This is a genomic window from Kitasatospora sp. NPDC114501 (genome assembly GCF_055633695.1).
Genome location: NZ_JBVKDS010000006.1, coordinates 292128 through 308138 on the forward strand (window position 1 = coordinate 292128; position 16011 = coordinate 308138).

Annotated in this window: 14 protein-coding genes; 7 read left to right on the top strand and 7 right to left on the bottom strand. The window is 72.8% G+C overall.

The window, feature by feature from the left end:
* Positions 1-32: 32 nt before the first annotated feature.
* The gene (locus tag ACZ7RU_RS14025; RefSeq protein WP_470341161.1) at positions 33-863 is read left to right on the top strand and encodes a glycerophosphodiester phosphodiesterase; all 831 of its coding nucleotides are present in this window, start codon (positions 33-35) and stop codon (positions 861-863) included.
* A 134-nt stretch (positions 864-997) separates the two neighbouring features.
* On the top strand, positions 998-2323 hold the full coding sequence (locus tag ACZ7RU_RS14030) for an MFS transporter (protein WP_470341244.1): 1326 nt from the start codon (positions 998-1000) through the stop codon (positions 2321-2323).
* A gap of 108 nt (positions 2324-2431) precedes the next feature.
* Here ACZ7RU_RS14030 and ACZ7RU_RS14035 read toward each other — a convergent pair whose 3' ends face one another.
* From ACZ7RU_RS14035 to ACZ7RU_RS14055, 5 genes are all read right to left on the bottom strand, one after another.
* Positions 2432-4162: a trypsin-like serine protease gene (locus tag ACZ7RU_RS14035; protein ID WP_470341162.1), complete on the bottom strand. Its 1731-nt coding sequence runs from the start codon at positions 4160-4162 to the stop codon at positions 2432-2434.
* A gap of 90 nt (positions 4163-4252) precedes the next feature.
* Complete coding sequence (locus ACZ7RU_RS14040; RefSeq protein WP_470341163.1) at positions 4253-5830, bottom strand: trypsin-like serine protease; 1578 nt, start codon at positions 5828-5830, stop codon at positions 4253-4255.
* 96 nt (positions 5831-5926) lie between these two features.
* Positions 5927-7543 (bottom strand): trypsin-like serine protease, encoded by a 1617-nt coding sequence (locus ACZ7RU_RS14045; RefSeq protein WP_470341164.1) that lies wholly within the window; start codon positions 7541-7543, stop codon positions 5927-5929.
* Positions 7544-7632: 89 nt separating this feature from the next.
* Positions 7633-8136: a hypothetical protein gene (locus ACZ7RU_RS14050; RefSeq protein WP_470341165.1), complete on the bottom strand. Its 504-nt coding sequence runs from the start codon at positions 8134-8136 to the stop codon at positions 7633-7635.
* Between the two features lie 36 nt (positions 8137-8172).
* Positions 8173-8664, bottom strand: coding sequence for a hypothetical protein (locus ACZ7RU_RS14055; RefSeq protein WP_470341166.1), 492 nt, complete (start codon positions 8662-8664; stop codon positions 8173-8175).
* Between the two features lie 483 nt (positions 8665-9147).
* Between ACZ7RU_RS14055 and ACZ7RU_RS14060 the strand changes: the two genes are divergently transcribed.
* Positions 9148-9552, top strand: a complete 405-nt coding sequence (locus ACZ7RU_RS14060; RefSeq protein ID WP_470341167.1) for a hypothetical protein — start codon at positions 9148-9150, stop codon at positions 9550-9552.
* 21 nt (positions 9553-9573) lie between these two features.
* Complete coding sequence (locus tag ACZ7RU_RS14065) at positions 9574-9921, top strand: hypothetical protein (RefSeq protein ID WP_470341168.1); 348 nt, start codon at positions 9574-9576, stop codon at positions 9919-9921.
* A gap of 88 nt (positions 9922-10009) precedes the next feature.
* Here the strand turns inward: ACZ7RU_RS14065 and ACZ7RU_RS14070 are convergent, their stop codons facing one another.
* Positions 10010-10375, bottom strand: coding sequence for a hypothetical protein (locus ACZ7RU_RS14070; protein ID WP_470341169.1), 366 nt, complete (start codon positions 10373-10375; stop codon positions 10010-10012).
* Between the two features lie 452 nt (positions 10376-10827).
* Between ACZ7RU_RS14070 and ACZ7RU_RS14075 the strand changes: the two genes are divergently transcribed.
* From ACZ7RU_RS14075 to ACZ7RU_RS14085, 3 genes are read left to right on the top strand one after another with little or no spacing between them, the layout of a single operon-like run.
* Positions 10828-11235, top strand: coding sequence for an effector-associated constant component EACC1 (locus ACZ7RU_RS14075; RefSeq protein WP_470341170.1), 408 nt, complete (start codon positions 10828-10830; stop codon positions 11233-11235).
* 2 nt (positions 11236-11237) lie between these two features.
* A complete protein-coding gene (locus ACZ7RU_RS14080; protein ID WP_470341171.1) occupies positions 11238-13193 on the top strand; it encodes a caspase, EACC1-associated type in 1956 nt (651 codons plus the stop codon).
* Entirely contained in the window at positions 13186-14544 is a 1359-nt protein-coding gene (locus ACZ7RU_RS14085) for a serine/threonine-protein kinase (RefSeq protein WP_470341172.1), read from the top strand. Before ACZ7RU_RS14080 ends, ACZ7RU_RS14085 begins: the two co-directional genes overlap by 8 nt.
* Before the next feature lie 26 nt (positions 14545-14570).
* Here ACZ7RU_RS14085 and ACZ7RU_RS14090 read toward each other — a convergent pair whose 3' ends face one another.
* Positions 14571-15884 (bottom strand): XRE family transcriptional regulator, encoded by a 1314-nt coding sequence (locus ACZ7RU_RS14090; RefSeq protein ID WP_470341173.1) that lies wholly within the window; start codon positions 15882-15884, stop codon positions 14571-14573.
* Positions 15885-16011: the final 127 nt, after the last annotated feature.

A 16011-nucleotide genomic window follows, 5' to 3' on the forward strand; every position in this document is an offset into this window, starting at 1 on the left:
CCGGGTCCCCTCCCCGCAGCTCGGAGCAGCACATGCACCCCTTCCTCGACCACCCCGGGCCGCTCGCCTTCGCACACCGGGGCGGCGAGCTCGGGCACCCCGAGAACTCGCTCGCCGCCTTCGAGGCCGCCGTCGCGCTCGGCTACCGCTACCTGGAGACGGACGTGCACGCGACCGCCGACGGCGTGCTGGTGGCCTTCCACGACACGCGCCTCGACCGGGTCACCGACCGCACCGGGACGGTGGCGGAGCTGCCCTGGGAGGCCGTCAGGCGGGCCCGGATCGGCGGGACCGAGCCGGTGCCGCTGCTGGAGGACCTGCTCGGCGCGTTCCCCGGGGCCCGCTTCAACATCGACGTCAAGGCCGCGCCGGCCGTCGCACCGCTGGTCGAGGCGATCCGCCGGACCGGCTCCTGGGACCGGGTCTGCGTCGGCGGCTTCTCCGACACCCGGCTGGCCGCCGTCCGGGCCGCCGCCGGGCCCCGGCTGGCCACCTCGCTGGGCCCGCGCGAGGTGGCCCGGCTACGGCTGCGCTCACTGGCCGAACCGTTCCTGCCGTCGGCCGCGCGCGGCCCGTCGTCCCGGCGCCCGGGAGCGCCCTTCACCGGGCTGTGCGCGCAGGTGCCGGAGCGGCACCGGGGCGTCCGGGTCGTCGACCGGGCCTTCGTCCGCACCGCCCACCGGCTCGGGCTCCAGGTGCACGTCTGGACTGTGGACGATCCCACACGGATCAGGGCTCTCCTCGACCTGGGTGTGGATGGCATCATGGCCGATCGCATCGACGTCCTGCGGGACGTCCTCGGCGAGCGCGGCTGCTGGACGGACGGCGGCACGGGCTCCAGCACGGTGATGGGAACCCCATGAGCACCACGAACTCGGCGACGCACCTGCCGGACGACCCACCGACCGACCCCACGGCCGCGGCCGCCGCCGCCCCTGCCACCGCCGCCACCCCCGCCTCTGCCACCTCAGCCGACGACGGTCGGTCCCTGCGCCGGATGCAGTTCGGCTGGTACGTCAACGACTGGGCGAACGCCGCCTTCTCGGCCACCGTCCTGACGGTGTTCCTCGGCCCGTACCTGACCACCGTCGCCAAGGAGGCCGCCGACGCGGCCGGCAACGTGCACCCGCTCGGCCTGTCGATCCGCGCCGGATCGTTCTTCCCGTACACGGTCTCCTTCTCCGTGCTGCTCTCGGTCGGGGTGATGCTGCTGACCGGCACCGTCGCCGACCGCACCGGGCGGCACAAGGAGCTGATGTGCGGCTTCGCGTACGTCGGTTCGCTCGCCACGATGGGGATGTTCCTCCTCGACGGCGACCGCTACCTGCTCGGCGGCGCGCTGCTGGTGGTCGCCAACATCTCGTACGCGACCTCGGTCGCGCTCTCCTACGCCTACCTGCCCGCCCTGGCCTCGCCCGACGAGCGCGACAAGGTCTCCTCCACGGGCTGGGCCTACGGCTACGCGGGCGGCGGACTGCTGCTGATCGCCAACCTGGCGCTGTTCCAGGGCCACGACGCCTTCGGCCTGGACTCCGGCACCGCCGTCCGGATCTGCCTCGCCTCGGCCGGCCTGTGGTGGGCGCTGTTCACCGTCGTCCCGATGCTGCGGCTGCCCTCCCGGGCCGGCGTCGCCCCCGGCCGCACCGGGGACCCGGCCCCGGCCGGGGACGGCAAGCCCGTCGGCGGCAGCCTGCGCGAACTCGCCCGGACCCTGCGCGGCATGCGCAAGCACCCGCTCACCCTGCTCTACCTCGCCGCCTTCCTCTGCTACAACGACGGCATCCAGACCGTCGTCTCCCAGGCCTCGCTCTACGGCAGCGAGGAACTCGGCATGGACCAGACCTCGTTGGTCACCGCCGTGCTCCTGGTCCAGGTCGTGGCGATCGGCGGCGCCCTGCTGCTCGGCCGGATAGCCCACCGGTACGGCGCCAAGCGGACCATCCTCGGCTCGCTGGTCGGCTGGGTCGTCACCGTCGCCCTCGGCTACTTCATGCCCGCCCACCAGCCCGCCTGGTTCTACGCCCTGGCCTGCATGATCGGCCTGGTCCTCGGCGGCAGCCAGGCGCTCTCCCGCTCCCTGTTCTCCCACCTCATCCCGCCCGGCCGGGAAGCCGAGTACTTCAGCTTCTACAAGGTCAGCGACCGCGGCACCAGCTGGATGGGCCCGCTCGTCTTCGGCCTCGCCTACCAGCTCACCGGCAGCTACCGCTCGGCGATCATCTCGCTGCTGGTCTTCTTCGTCGTCGGCTTCGCCGTCCTGCTGAAGGTCCCGGTCCGCCGGGCCATCGAGGCCGTCGGCAACCCGGTGCCCGAACGCCTCTGACGGTTCCGCCGGCTCGCACGACGACCCGGGCCCGGCCGCTCCACGCATACCGGTGCGGCCCGCCCTGCGGGTGGCAGGGCGGGCCGCACGGGCCGCGCCGGGGGCGGGTCAGGGGGCGGAGGGGCCGCCGTGGAAGCGGACCCAGCCCGGGCCCAGCGGGTCGACCGACCACAGGGTGTCGTTGACGTCCCGTACGTAGGTGACCAGGTGCCTGGTGGCCGGGTCGAGGACGGTCTGCGGGACAGCGTCCGCGGCCAGCACGGTGCCGGCCGGGGTGGGGTCGAACCCGGTCCACGTCCCGGTGGAGAAGTCCAGCGACCGCAGCCGGTTGTTCGGGCCGTTGACGTACACCACGGTCCGGCTGCCGTCCTTGTCGGCGACCGCGACCGGGTCGGTGGCGGCCGTCACGCCCCAGTCGCGCCAGCCCGGGCCCCACGGGTCGACGGACCACAGGTGGTTGGCGGCGTCGCGGACGAACGTGGTGAAGTGCCCGGTGGCCGGGTCGACCACGGTCGAGGGGACGGCGTCGGGCGCCAGGGCCGGCGGGACGAACTCGACCCGGCCCGCGCCCTTGCGGTCGATGGAGTTCAGCCGGTTGTCCGGCCCGTTGACGTGGACCACGATGTGGCCGTCGTTGGGGTTGACGATCGGGACGGGGTCGGTGGCGGCCAGCCCGCCGTAGTCGTACCAGCCCTCGCCCTGCGGGTCGACCGACCACAGGTGGTGGGCGGTGTCGCGGACGAAGGTCACCAGGTGGTTGGTGGCCGGGTCGACGACCGTGCGCGGTACGGCGTCGGGGGCCAGCACCGTCCCCGACGGAGTCGGCACGAACGCCGTCCACTGACCGGCGGTGCGGTCGTAGGACCAGAGCCTGTGGTCCGGCCCGTTGACGTACACCACCACGTGGTTGTCGGCCGGGTCGACGATCGCGGTGGGTCGGGTGGCGGCGTAGCCGCCCAGGTCGAGCCAGCCCTCGTTCTTCGGATCCACCGACCACAGGTGGTTCCCGCTGTCCTGCACGAAGGTCAGCGGGTGGCCGGTGACGGGGTCGACCACCGTGAACGGCGAGGCCTTCACCACGGTCCCCGACGGGGTGGAGTTCCGGACGTTGGTGATCCACATGCCGAGGTCGTCGACCCGGGTGGCGTACGCGCCGGTACGGGTCTCGGTGGCCGGGGTGCCCAGGCAACCGCCCTGCCAGGAACGGGAGGCGACGGCCACCAGCTCGGCCCGGCCGTCGACCTCCCGGACCGCCGGCGCGCCGGTGTCGCCCTTGCAGACCGCCGCACCGCCCGTCCCCGTGATGCCGACTCCGGTCGGGTTCACCGTGTCGAGGCTGAACACGCCGGAGTGCACCTTGTCCTGGATCCACTCGGTCCTGGTGCGCCCGTAGCCGGGCACCCGCAGCGACTGCCCGGCCGTCGGCGCGGTGGTGGCGACCGCCAGCGGCGTGATGCCCTCCACGGGCGTGGCCAGGCGGGCCATCACCAGGTCGCGGTCCTGACGCGGCACCAGTTCGACGACCTGGGCCGACTTGGCGCCGACGGTGGCGGTGGTGGTCCACTTCGGCGCACCGGCCGCGAGGGTCTGCGGCTGCGCCGGGTCGTCGGCGAAGCAGGAGGCGGCGCCGATCACCCAGTACTGGTCGATCAGCGCGCCGGTGCAGGCGCGCAGGTTGTCGCCGATGACGATCCGCGCGGTGGTGGGGTAGGCGTTGGCGGCCACCGCGTCACCGGAGACGGCGCCGGCCGGGGCGAAGGTGCTCAGCGTGCCGGCGGCGGCCGCGACGGCCGCGAGCACTCGCGCGCGCCGGGAGCGGTACTGGGACTTGCGGGACATGCGGAATCCCCTTCGGGTGAGCCTGCGGGAGCCCGCGGGGGCCGACGGTCGTGCGCCGACGACGGCCCCCGCGGGAACGGGAGTTCCGGGTCAGCCGGTGGCGGTGGCGGCGAGGCCCCGGATGGCGCTGCTGTCGACCAGGGTGAAGGTGGTCCAGCTGCCGTCGGCCTTCTTGTCGGCGGTCCAGATCCGGTCGTCGCCGCCGAGCGCGAACAGCCGGATGGTGTCACCGATGGTGGTGGTGGCCAGCTGCTTGGCGACGTTGCCGCCGGGCACCGCGTCGAAGGCGGTCCAGGGGCCGTTGTCGGTGCTGTCGGTGGTGAAGATCCGCTGGTCGGAACCGACGGCGAACACGCGCACGGTGCCGCCGATCGTGGTGGCGGCGATGTGCCGGATGCCGCTGCTCTCGATGGCCTCGAAGGTGCTCCACGTACCGGCCGTGTAGTCGCCGGTGGTGGTCCAGACCCGGTCGTCGCCGCCGAGCGCGAACAGCCGCACGGTGTTGCCGACGACGGTCGCCGTCACCTGCTTGATGGCGCTGCTGGGCAGCGCCTCGAACCCGGACCAGGTGCCGGCGGCGTAGTCGGCCTCCGCGGTGTAGATGCGCCCGTCACCGCCGATGGCGAACAGCCGGACCTTGTCCCCCATGGCGACGGCGGTCACCTGCTGGATGCCGCTGTTCTCCGGCACCGCCTCGAAGGGGCTCCAGGTGCCGGTGACGGTGTCCTTGGTGGCGGTCCAGATGCGCTGGTCGGCGCCGATCCCGAACAGCCGGACCTTGTCGCCCATCGTGACGGCGCTGACCTGCCGGATGCCGTCCTTGTCGGACACGGACTCGAAGGTGCCCCACACGTCCGCGGTGTACGAGCCCTCGTTGGCCCAGATCCTGCTGTCCCCGCCGACCGCGAACAGCCGGCTGCCGGGACGGGACGCCTTCACCTGCTTCACCCAGCCGCCGAGGTCGTCGACCCGGGTGGCGTACGCGCCGGTACGGGTCTCGGTGGCCGGGGTGCCCAGGCAGCCGCCCTGCCAGGAGCGGGAGGCGACGGCCACCAGCTCGGCCCGGCCGTTGACCTCCCGGACCGCCGGCGCGCCGGTGTCACCCTTGCACACCGCCGCGCCGCCCGTACCGGTGATGCCGATGCCCGTCGGGTTCACCGTGTCGAGGCTGAACACGCCGGAGTGGAGCTGGAGCGGCGCCCACTCGTCCTTGGTCCGGCCGGCACCGGGAACACGCAGGCTCTGCCCGGCGGTCGGGGCCGTGGCGGCCAGCGGCAGCGGCACGACGCCGTCCACCGGCGTGGCGAGGCGGGCCAGCACCAGGTCGCGGTCCTGGCGCGGCACCAGCTCGGCGATCTGCGTCGACCGGTCGCCGACGGTGGCGGTGGTCCCCCACTTCGGCGCACCGGCGGCCGGCGCCTGCGGCTGCGCCGGGTCGTCGGCGAAGCAGGAGGCGGCGGTGAGCACCCAGTAGCGGTCCACCAGCGCGCCGGTGCAGCCGCGCAGGTGGTCACCGATCACCAGGCGGGCGGTGAAGGCGTAGGACCCGGCGGCAGCGGCGTCGCCCACCACGGCCTGGGCCGGCGAGAAGGTGCTCAGCGTGCTCGCGGCAGCGGCGGCGACCAGCACGCCGGCCCGCCCGTAGCGGGACTGGGACTTGCGGGACATCGGGAATTCCCCCCTGGAGAGGTGACAAGAAGGTGGCGTCCCACCGGGCCGGCGGCCGGGTGGCGGGCGGCCGGCGGGACGAGGCGCGTGCTCGGGTCAGCCGGTGGTGGCGGCGGTGACGGCCTTGACGCCGAAGGCGCCGCCGGGGACCTCGCCCCACGGGGTCCACCGGCCGGCGTTGTAGTCGGCGTCGCGGTGGTAGACCTTGTCGTCCTCGTTGATGGCGACGAGGTGGACGACGTTGCCCTCGGTGCTGCTGCTGATCGCCTTCAGGTGGTTGTCGCTGACCTTCTGCCACTGCTGGTCCCAGTGACCGAGGTCGTAGTGGCCGTAGGTGGTGAACAGGGAGCCGTCGGAGCCGATGATCTGCAGGTCGACCGTGTTGCCGCGGGCGGCGGCGGTGATGCCCTTGACGTCGACCGCGCCGCCGGGAACCTCGACCCACCCCGGCGTCCACTGGCCGTCGGTCCCGTTGTCACGGGTGTAGACGCGACCGTCCTCGTTAATGGCGTAGACGTGGATGACGCCGTCGGCGGTGGTGGCGCTGGTGATGGCCTTCAGGTTGTTGGTGCCGACCTTCTCCCAGGTCTTCGCCCACTCACCGGCGGCATAGTCCGCATGGGTGCTGTAGAGCGAGCCGTCGGAACCGATGATCTGGACCGCGACGATGCTGCCGCGGACGGTGGCGGTGATGCCCTTGGCACCTCCGGCGCCGCCGGGGACCTCAGCCCACGGGGTCCATCCGCCGCCGACCCTGCCGTCGTGGGTGTAGACCTTGCCGTCGGTGCCGATGGCGTAGCCGTGCACGGTGTCGCCGATGGCGACGCTGTCCACGGCGGTCAGCCCGGCACTGCTGACCGGCGACCAGGTGCCGCGCCAGCCGGTACCGGCCGTGTAGTCGGCGGAGGTGTCCCACAGCCTGCTGTCCACATCGACGATCTGCACGTGCAGGCCGCGCTGGACCTCCGCCGTGCGGTAGCGCAGGTCCTTCACCCAGTCGCCGAGGTCGTCGACCCGGGTGGCGTACGCTCCGGTACGGGTCTCGGTGGCCGGGGTGCCCAGGCAACCGCCCTGCCAGGAGCGGGAGGCGACGGCCACCAGCTCGGCCCTGCCGTTGACCTCCCGGACCGCCGGGGCGCCGGTGTCGCCCTTGCACACCGCCGCGCCGCCCGTACCGGTGATGCCGATGCCCGTCGGGTTCACCGTGTCGAGGCTGAACACGCCGGAGTGGAGCTGGAGCGGCGCCCACTCGTCCTTGGTCCGGCCGGCACCGGGAACACGCAGGCTCTGCCCGGCGGTCGGGGCCGTGGCGGCCAGCGGCAGCGGCGCGACGCCGTCCACCGGCGTGGCGAGGCGGGCCAGCACCAGGTCGCGGTCCTGGCGCGGCACCAGCTCGGCGATCTGCGTCGACCGGTCGCCGACGGTGGCGGTGGTCCCCCACTTCGGCGCACCGGCGGCCGGCGCTTGCGGCTGCGCCGGGTCGTCGGCGAAGCAGGAGGCGGCGGTGAGCACCCAGTAGCGGTCCACCAGCGCGCCGGTGCAGCCGCGCAGGTGGTCACCGACGACGATCCGGGCGGTGGAGGTGTAGGTGCCGGCGGCGGCGACGTCACCGGGGACGGCGCCCGCCGGAGCGAACGTGCTCAGCGTGCCGGCGGCAGCGGCCGCGACCAGCACACCCGCCCGCAGGTTGCGGGACGAGGAGTTGCGAAGCATGAGGTGGTGTTCCCAACGTGAGCGACGGATGCGGGGCGGTGACGGTCAGCGGATGGCGGTCAGCCGGCTGACCGTCAGGGGGCAGACGGTCAGCCGGTGACGGTCAGTTCGACGAGGCTGGCCGGGTTGCCGGTGCTGCCGATGCCGACGGGCTTGAAGCCGTTGGTGGGGACGTCGACGGTCTGCGAGGTGGTGCCGGTGGTGAGGCCGGCGCGGACGGAGCGGCCGCCGCTGGTCTGGATGTAGAAGACGTCGGGCAGCTGGAGGGAGAGGTTTCCCGTGGTGCCGGCGACGGTGAAGCAGATCTGGTTGTCCGGGTTGCCCGGGGCGAGGGTGCCGATCTGGATCTGGGTGGTCTGCTTGCAGTCGGCGAGCAGGATGTGACCGTCGCCGCGCAGCAGCTTCACCTTGGTGATGGCGGTGGCGCCGGGGTAGGAGAAGTCCTCGACGGCCGGCGGGGCGGCGGAGTTGTCGGCGGGCGGCGGGGTGGTGTCGGCGGAGGCGATCGCGGTCGCGCCGCCGACGGCGGCGGCGGTCACGGCGGCGGTGGCCAGCCAGCGGCGTGCGGTGGTGCGCAGGGGTCGGTGGGTCACCTGGGGCTCCATGGGGAGGGCGGGCGGCGGTGGGGGTCAGCCGGTGACGCGCAGTTCGAGGAGGGTGGCGGGCTTGCCGCTGCCGGAGCCGCTGCCGATCCCGACGGGGACGGCGGTGCCCTTGGCGATGTCGACGCTCTGGGAGACGCCGTCGCTGGTGAGCTTGGCGTTGATGGCGTAGTCGTCGGTGCGGATCCGGAAGACGTTGGGCACCTCGACGGCGAGGTAGCCGGTGCTGCTGGTGGCGCGGAAGCAGATCTTGTTACCGCTGCTGTTGGGCAGGTCCCAGCTCAGCACGCTGATCTGGTCGTCGACGGCGCAGTCGGACAGCACGATGTGGCCGTCGCCGCGCAGCAGCTTCACGTTCGGGAACGGGGCCGCACCCGGGTGCATGAAGTCCTCGACGGCGGGCGGCGCGGCCGAGTTGTCCGCCGGGGTGCCGTCGGCGGAGGCGAGCGCGGTGACACCCAGCGTGACGGCCGCGGCTACAGATCCGCCAACGATCCAACGGGACAAGCGCTTTGACATTCCTGGTCCTCTTCGTTCGCTTGGTGTTGCCCTGATCGACAGATCCGCGGAATGGGACGAAGACCCCGGACGGCAGGCGAACCGACATGACGTGATGAAGCGTCATGAATGCTGGGAAAGGCTCCGGAGAGGCCGCCTGACCACCCCTTCGACCACGAGCGGAAACCGCCCCATCGAACCAGATCGAACCAGGCCTCGCCAACCCCCATTTCGGCAGGTCAGACGGACAACTTGTCATGATATAGAAGGCATTCGCTCACAAGCTGACGGTGCGACACATTTGCCGAAATATAGGCCGACTGAGGCGTTTTAAGGCCTGGGCCTTCGAATCCAACTTCCGGTCTTCATAGGCGTTCTGTTGCTAGGTCACTTGACGTTGGGCTCCGCTGCGGCCGGGATTCGGCCGACGTCGAGGACGTTCGGCACTGGAACACCCTCCAACCCGCCTACAACCTCACCGTCGACGACCTCCACACGTCCTACGTGCTGGCGGACAACCTGCCGGTCCTGGTCCACAACGCGACGAACTACTGCCCGAAACGTCTCGCCCTCGGTCTCACCGAGACCGATACGGGCGATGAGCTGCTGTCCCTGTTCGCCAAGGAGGTCAAGGCGAAGTCGTACCTGACCTTCCCCAGCGGCACAGACTGGAAGCAGACCTTCCGCGACGCGCTCACTCCGGGGAAGAAGACCGATATCTTCTTCAACCTCGACGGCATCGGGAAGGAGACGGCACGGAAGTGGGCCGAGGCACAGGAGGGAATGGAGGTTCACGTGAAGCCCTTTACGGGCTGGGAGCCGGCACAGATCAAGGCTGCGCCCAAGGAGGTGCGGGATCGTGTGAAGTGGTATCTGAACGGTGAAGAGACGACAAGCCCCTTCGACTGAGACGAGAGACGAGCCCTTCGCATGAGCGGTGGAACGACGTTCCTGGCAGGACTGAACGATCTGCCCCTGCGGACCGGTCGGGCGTTCCGCCCCTGGTCCTACTCGGTGTCGCACCGCCACCTGGTGCTGCGCACCTGGGAGGACAGCCGGCAGCCTGTCCTGGAATTGGAGTTCATAGGCGTCACGGGAATGAAGCTCCGCCGGACCTTCAAGGATCTGTACATCTCCGAGGCCCGTGCGGTCCCCGAGATCGACGAATTCGTGGGCCTGTCGGAGGAGGACCGCGAACTCTACCGGACCCTGTTGTTGTCCGACGGCACTCACGAGGGCTTCGTCGTGTGCAGCCGCATGCAGCTCATGAGCCTGTGACACGGCGCACCTGACTCAGCGACACGAAGGCGTCCCGCCGGATCCGTCCGGCGGGACGCCTTTCGTCGTTCGGCCGCAGCGGTCGGCGTCAGCAGCCGATGGAGCGCATGCTGAGGCTGGTGAAGCGGGTTCCCGAGGGGGCGTGGAGGGTGATGGGGCGGGACTTGCCCTTGCCGCCGGCCCAGTCGCTGTCGACGTAGCCGCCGTTGGAGAGGCCGCCGCGCACGTACGGACAGCGGCCGTCCGCCTTGGTGTCGTGCACCGTGCCGACGACCTTGGTGTCGTAGTTGCACCACTTGCCGTTCGCGTAGCCCTGGCCGGAGCTGATGCTCCAGTTCTGGGTGCACGAGTCGGCGGGCGGGGCGGCGTGGGCGCCGGTGAGCGGGACGAGCAGGGCGGCGAGGGTCAGAGCGGCGACGGCGGCTCCGTGGACGGCGAGACGGCGCTTGGACATGGCGGTACCTCCACACGGTTGCACGGTGGACATCCGGGCCGGGGGGGTGGGGCGGCGGCACGCGGCTTGCTGCCTGCCGCTCGCGGCTCGTGGATCGGCCGACGGCCCCGACCTCGGCGGTTCATCGAGCGTGACGTAGTCGAACGACCGCCGTCAACGGCGGTTCGCATCAGGTGCGTTGGCGTGAAGCCCCTGGGGCACCGGAGTGGCACGGGCGACCCAAGGGGTACGTCCCGCACCATCGGGGTGGGCCGGACGGTCGGCCACCTGCGCGAGCGTCGGCCCGGAGTTCGGCGGCCGGCTCACGGCCGTTCTCCCTACCGGGCCTATCGGATGGCGATCTTCTGACGGTCAGTCATAACATTTCGGCCGCACGGGGAACAGAACACTCCGCAGCGCCGTCTTAGCCGGTGCGGAGAACCCGCGCCGGTTCGATCCAAGGGGGAATCGCTGTGGTGGAATCCTGGCTCGCGGTGGAATCGGGCGGCCCCGACGCCGTCCTCGACCTGCGTGACTGGCTGGCCGGCGAGCCGGCGCTGCGCGGCCGGGTCCGCGTCGCGGCGGCCACGCCCGGCCCGGGCGAACTCGGGTCCTGGTCCGACACCCTCGTCGTGGCGGTGGGGGCGGGCGGGGCGCTCACCACCCTCGCCGCCTCGCTCAAGGTCTACCTGGGCCAGCCCCGCACGAGCACCATCCGGCTCAAGACCGTGAAACCGGACGGCACCCGCACCGAGGTGACCGCCGAGCACGTCGCCAGGTCCGACGTGGAGACGGTGCTCAAGGCCGCCCTGCACGACGCCCCGCGCACCGACACCGACCCGACCGACACCGACCCGCGGACCGACCGCGTCCCGGACTGACCGTGTTCCGGCTCCCCGACGCCTCGCGCTCGTGGGCGGTGCTGATCGGCACCGCCCACTACTCGCACCAGGACGGGCCCGCGGACGTGCCGTCGGTCGCGAACAACGTGCTCGACTTCCGCGACGTCCTGATCGAGGGACAACCGGGCGCCTTCGCCCCCGAGCGCAGCATCACCGTGCTGGACCCGCGCCAGCCCAGGGACCTCGGACTGCCGCTGCTGAGGGCGGCGGCCGCCGCCGAGGACGTGCTCCTCGTCTACTACTCCGGCCACGGCCTGATCGGCTCCAAGAAGGGGGAGCTCTACCTCGCGCTCACCGAGACCGACCAGAGCATGCCCTCCCTGACGGCCTGCCCGCTCGACGTCGTCCGGGAGGCGTTCCAGGCCAGTCCGGCACGCGTCCGGGTGCTCATCCTCGACTGCTGCTTCTCCGGCCGGGCGGTCGCGGGCGGACTGTCCGGGAGCACCCCGCCGGTGGCCGAACAGCTGGAGATCGCCGGCGCCTACACCCTGGTCTCGTCGCCGCCCAACTCGCCCTCCCACTTCGAGGAGGGCAAGCGGCACACCGCCTTCACCGGCGAACTGCTGCGCGCGCTGCGCAACGGGGTCGACGGGGCCGGTCCGGAGGGGGTGTCGCTGGGCGCGCTCTTCCCCCACCTGCGGCTCGCGCTGCGCTCCCGGGGGTGGCCGGAGCCGGAGCAGTGCGGCACCGACACCGCCGCCAATCTGATCCTCAGCCGCCCGCGGGCCGGACGCCCCGACCGGCCGGGCGGGAGCGTCCCGGCCGGGAGCAGCCAGGGGCCGGTCACGGAACGGGAGCGCTTCCAGTCCCGGGTGGAGGCCGGGCGGCGCCTCGGCGAGGGCGGCCACGCCCGGTCCGCCGCCTCGGAGCTGGGCAGCGTCCTCGACGAGATGACCCAGATCCTCGGCTCGGACGACCCGGACACCCTGGCCGGACGGATCGAGTACGCCCAGTGGCTGGGCGCTGCCGGCCAGGTCCGCGAGGCGCTCGACCTGTCCACGGCGGCGGTGGGCGCGCTGACCCGGGTGCTCGGCGCCGACAACCGGGTGACCCTCGTCGGCCGCGCCCAACTCGCCCACTGGACCGGCGAGACCGGCCGCCCGGCGGAGGCGGCGTACCTCACCGGCGAGGTGGTCGCCGACCTGACCCGCGCCCTCGGCCCGGACGACCGCGAGACGCTGCTCGGCCGGGGCCGGCACGCCCACTGGATCGGGGTCACCGGCAACACCGGTACCGCGGCGCAGCTCACCGGCCTCCTGGTGGCCGACCTGCACCGGGTCCTCGGCCCGGAGGACCGCGACACCCTGGTCGGACGCATCAACCAGGCCCAGTGGACCGGACGGGACGGCCAGGCCCGGCATGCCGTCCGCCTGCTCGACTCGCTCGTCCCCGACCTGTACTGGCTGCTCGGCGCCGACGACCTGTACACCCTGGTCGGCCGGGCCAGGCTCGGCCAGTGGACCGGCCTGTCCGGGTCGCCCAAGGGGGCCCGCGGGCTGTTCGCGGCCGTGGTGCCCGACCTGAGCCGGGTCGCCGGACGGGACGCCCGGGAGACCCTCCTCGCCCGCAGCCAGCACGCGCACTGGACCGGCGAGGCCGGCGACCCGCGGACGGCGATCGCCCTCTTCCGGCAGCTGCTCGACGACCTGGACTGGATCCTCGGCGAGCAGGACCAGGTGACGCTGGTGAACCGGGCCCGGCTCGCCCACTGGACCGGCGCCGACGGCGACGTCCGCACCGCGCTGCGGATCTTCCACGAGGTGCTGCCGGACCTGCGCCGGGCCCTCGGCCCCGACCACCCCGAGGTCCACGCGAACGAGGCCCTGCTGGCCCGCTGGCGCCGCCGGGCGGACCGCCGGCTCAGGTCGGAGATCCTCTTCGGCCGCGGCCACCCGGCCACCGACCGGCGGGGTCTGGGGACGTGGAGCGATGGCTGAACCCGACGACCGGACCGGCGTGCCCGACGGGCTGGCACCGCTCTCGTCCACCGACCGCCGGGAGATCGGCGCCTACCGGCTGCTGGGCCGTCTCGGCGCCGGCGGCATGGGCATCGTGTACCTCGCGCGCTCGGCCATGGGCCGGGCCGCGGCCGTCAAGGTCCTGCGCCCGGAACTGCTGAGCGAGCCGGACCTCCAGGAACGCTTCCGGCGCGAGATCTCCGTGGTCTCGCGGATCCCCGAGGACTTCACGGCCCCGCTCCTGGACGCGGAGGCCGACGAGAACGGCGCGTGGATGGCCACCGCGTTCATCCCGGGGCTCTCCCTCCAGCAGAGCGTCGACGCCTTCGGCCCGCTCCCGACCGACTCGCTGTACGCGCTGTGGTACGGGCTCCTGAGCGCCCTGGACTCCGTCCACGCGGCCGGTGTGGTGCACCGCGACCTCAAACCGTCGAACGTCCTGCTCACCGGCCAGGGCCCGCGGCTCATCGACTTCGGCATCTCGCTGCTGGCCGGCTCGACCCGGCAGACGTCCACCGGAGTGATCATCGGAACCCCGGGCTACCTGGCCCCGGAACAGATCACCGCCCGGCCCGTGAGCGCCGAGGCCGACGTCTTCGCCCTCGGCGCGGTGATGAGCTTCGCGGCGACCGGGGCGCCGCCCTTCGGCGGGGAGAACGTCGTCAGCCTGATCTACACCGTGCTGCACGACGAGCCCCGGCTCTCCTCGCTCCCCGCCGACCTCGACGGCTGGGTCCGCGCCTGCCTGAGCAAGGACCCCGCGCACCGGCCGACCGTCGACAGCCTGCTCTCCGCGCTCTCCGGCCACCAGATCGCCACCGCACAGCGGCGACTCTCCCGCGGGGACTGGCTGCCCGACGCCGTCTCCCGCGCCACCCTGCGGCGCGCCCAGCTCGTCCTCGACCTCGACCGCCCGTACCAGCCCCGGGCCACCACCGCCCCCCAGGCGCACGCGCTACCGCCGGGCCCGGCCACGGCCGACACCGTCCAGCGGCCCGCTCCGGGCGGGCCGACCGTTCAGCTCCGGCCGCCCGCGTGGTCGTCGCAGGTGTCCTCGGCCCCACCACCGCCGGACCCGGCGCCCGCCGACCTCCGCGCCGACGGGCCCCCGCCCCGGCCACCGGCCGCACCGCCGACCCTCCCACCGAACACCCCGTCGGCCCACCTGCCGGCTGCCCTGCCACCGCCGCCCCCGGCACCACCGGGCTCGGCCGGCCCTCCGCTGCGCACCTTCGCCGCCCCCATGGAGGCCGAACTCCCACCGCCGCCCCGCAGTGGCCTGCGCCGCCGCTGGTTCCGCCGGCTGTCGGGCCGGCGTGCCCGGGGGTGACGTTCCGGGGCGGGCACCTTCCACCGTCAACTGGCCTTGAGTCGTGTCAAGAGCTCCTGGACGCCGTCCAGTTCGCGGTACGGCTTGAAACCGGGCGCCAGGCCCCGCACCAGGGCGACGCACCGTGGGGCCCCGATGCGCGTGGCCAGGTCCAGCGACTCCCGGGTGACGGCGAGCGCCCGCTCGACGTCCTTGGACTGCAGGTAGCCGCCGGCCTGGTACGTCAGGAAGATCCCGCGCGTCTTGTCGCGGGCACGGGGCAGCAGCGCCATGCCCTCGGCAATCCGCACGTGCGCTTCCCCGGTACGGCCGAGGTCGAGCAGGCACTGCCCGGAGTCGACGGCGAGGTCGGCCGGGCCCATCCACGCACACCAGTCCGGGGCCGGGTCCGCCGAATCCGTCCCGAGCGCGGTCTCGGCCTCCGACAGGTCCCGGTAGCAGGCCGTACGCTCGGCCAGCGCGGCGTACGCCCTGGCGCGGCGCAGGAGCAGCAGCGACCTGGCGGTCGGGTGCCGCGTCCCGGACAGGGCGTACCCGAGCTGGTCGACGGAGACCTTCGGTTGGCCGAGCCAGTTCGACTGGTAGGCGAAGTCCGAGAGCACCCCGGCACCGTGGTCGCGGTCACCCGCGGCGTGGGCGGACTGCAGGGCGGCTCCCCACAGCTTGCCGGCCGCCCAGTGCCGCCCCTGGTCGAAGCGGTACCAGCCGCAGGTGGTGGCCAGCGAGGCCGCCAGCAGGTGCAGGCGTCGCCCGGTGGCCTCGCCGTAGCGGCCGTCGGCGATCAGGTCGGTCACCGTGGCCAGCTGGGCGTCCAGCAACCGGGCGGTGTGCTGGCGCTGTTCGGTCGGCAGAGCCGTCAACTCCCTACTGGTCGCCACCAGCCAGTCCACGAGCCCGTCGTCCACCCGCCGGCCGCCCAGCGCGGAACTCAGACGCTCGGGCTCGATCACCGCCCACTGGGCGGCCAGCCCCGCCAGGGAAACGGCGCTGTACGTCATGAAGGTGCGACGGTCCATGAGAGCTCTCTGTGCGTCGTGGAGTGCTTGGACGGTGTGGCCGACGCCCAACGACGGCGGCTCGTCACGGCCGGGCAGCCAGTGGGGCCAGCCGTACGCGGCCATCTCCGAGACCGTGACGCCGAAGACCTCGGCGAGGAGGAGCTGGGAGTCGGCGTTCGGGGTCTTGTGCCCGTTCTCCCACCGGCTCACGGCGGTCTTGTCGGCACCGGAGCGCAGCCCCTGGCCACGAGCGGCCCTGTCGAGGCGGGCGGCGAGCTCTCCCTGAGACCAGCCGCGCAGTTCACGCGCATGGGCGAGGGGGTGCCGGATCAGGTCGTCCACGAGCCAATCCCATCATCGGCAGTGGCCGCGAGCATACCGCCGACACGGGCGGGACAACCCCGGGACAACGGGCAGTGCCTGGTCGGCGAGGGCGAGTTGCGGTGTACTCGCGGTACACCGCAGGACT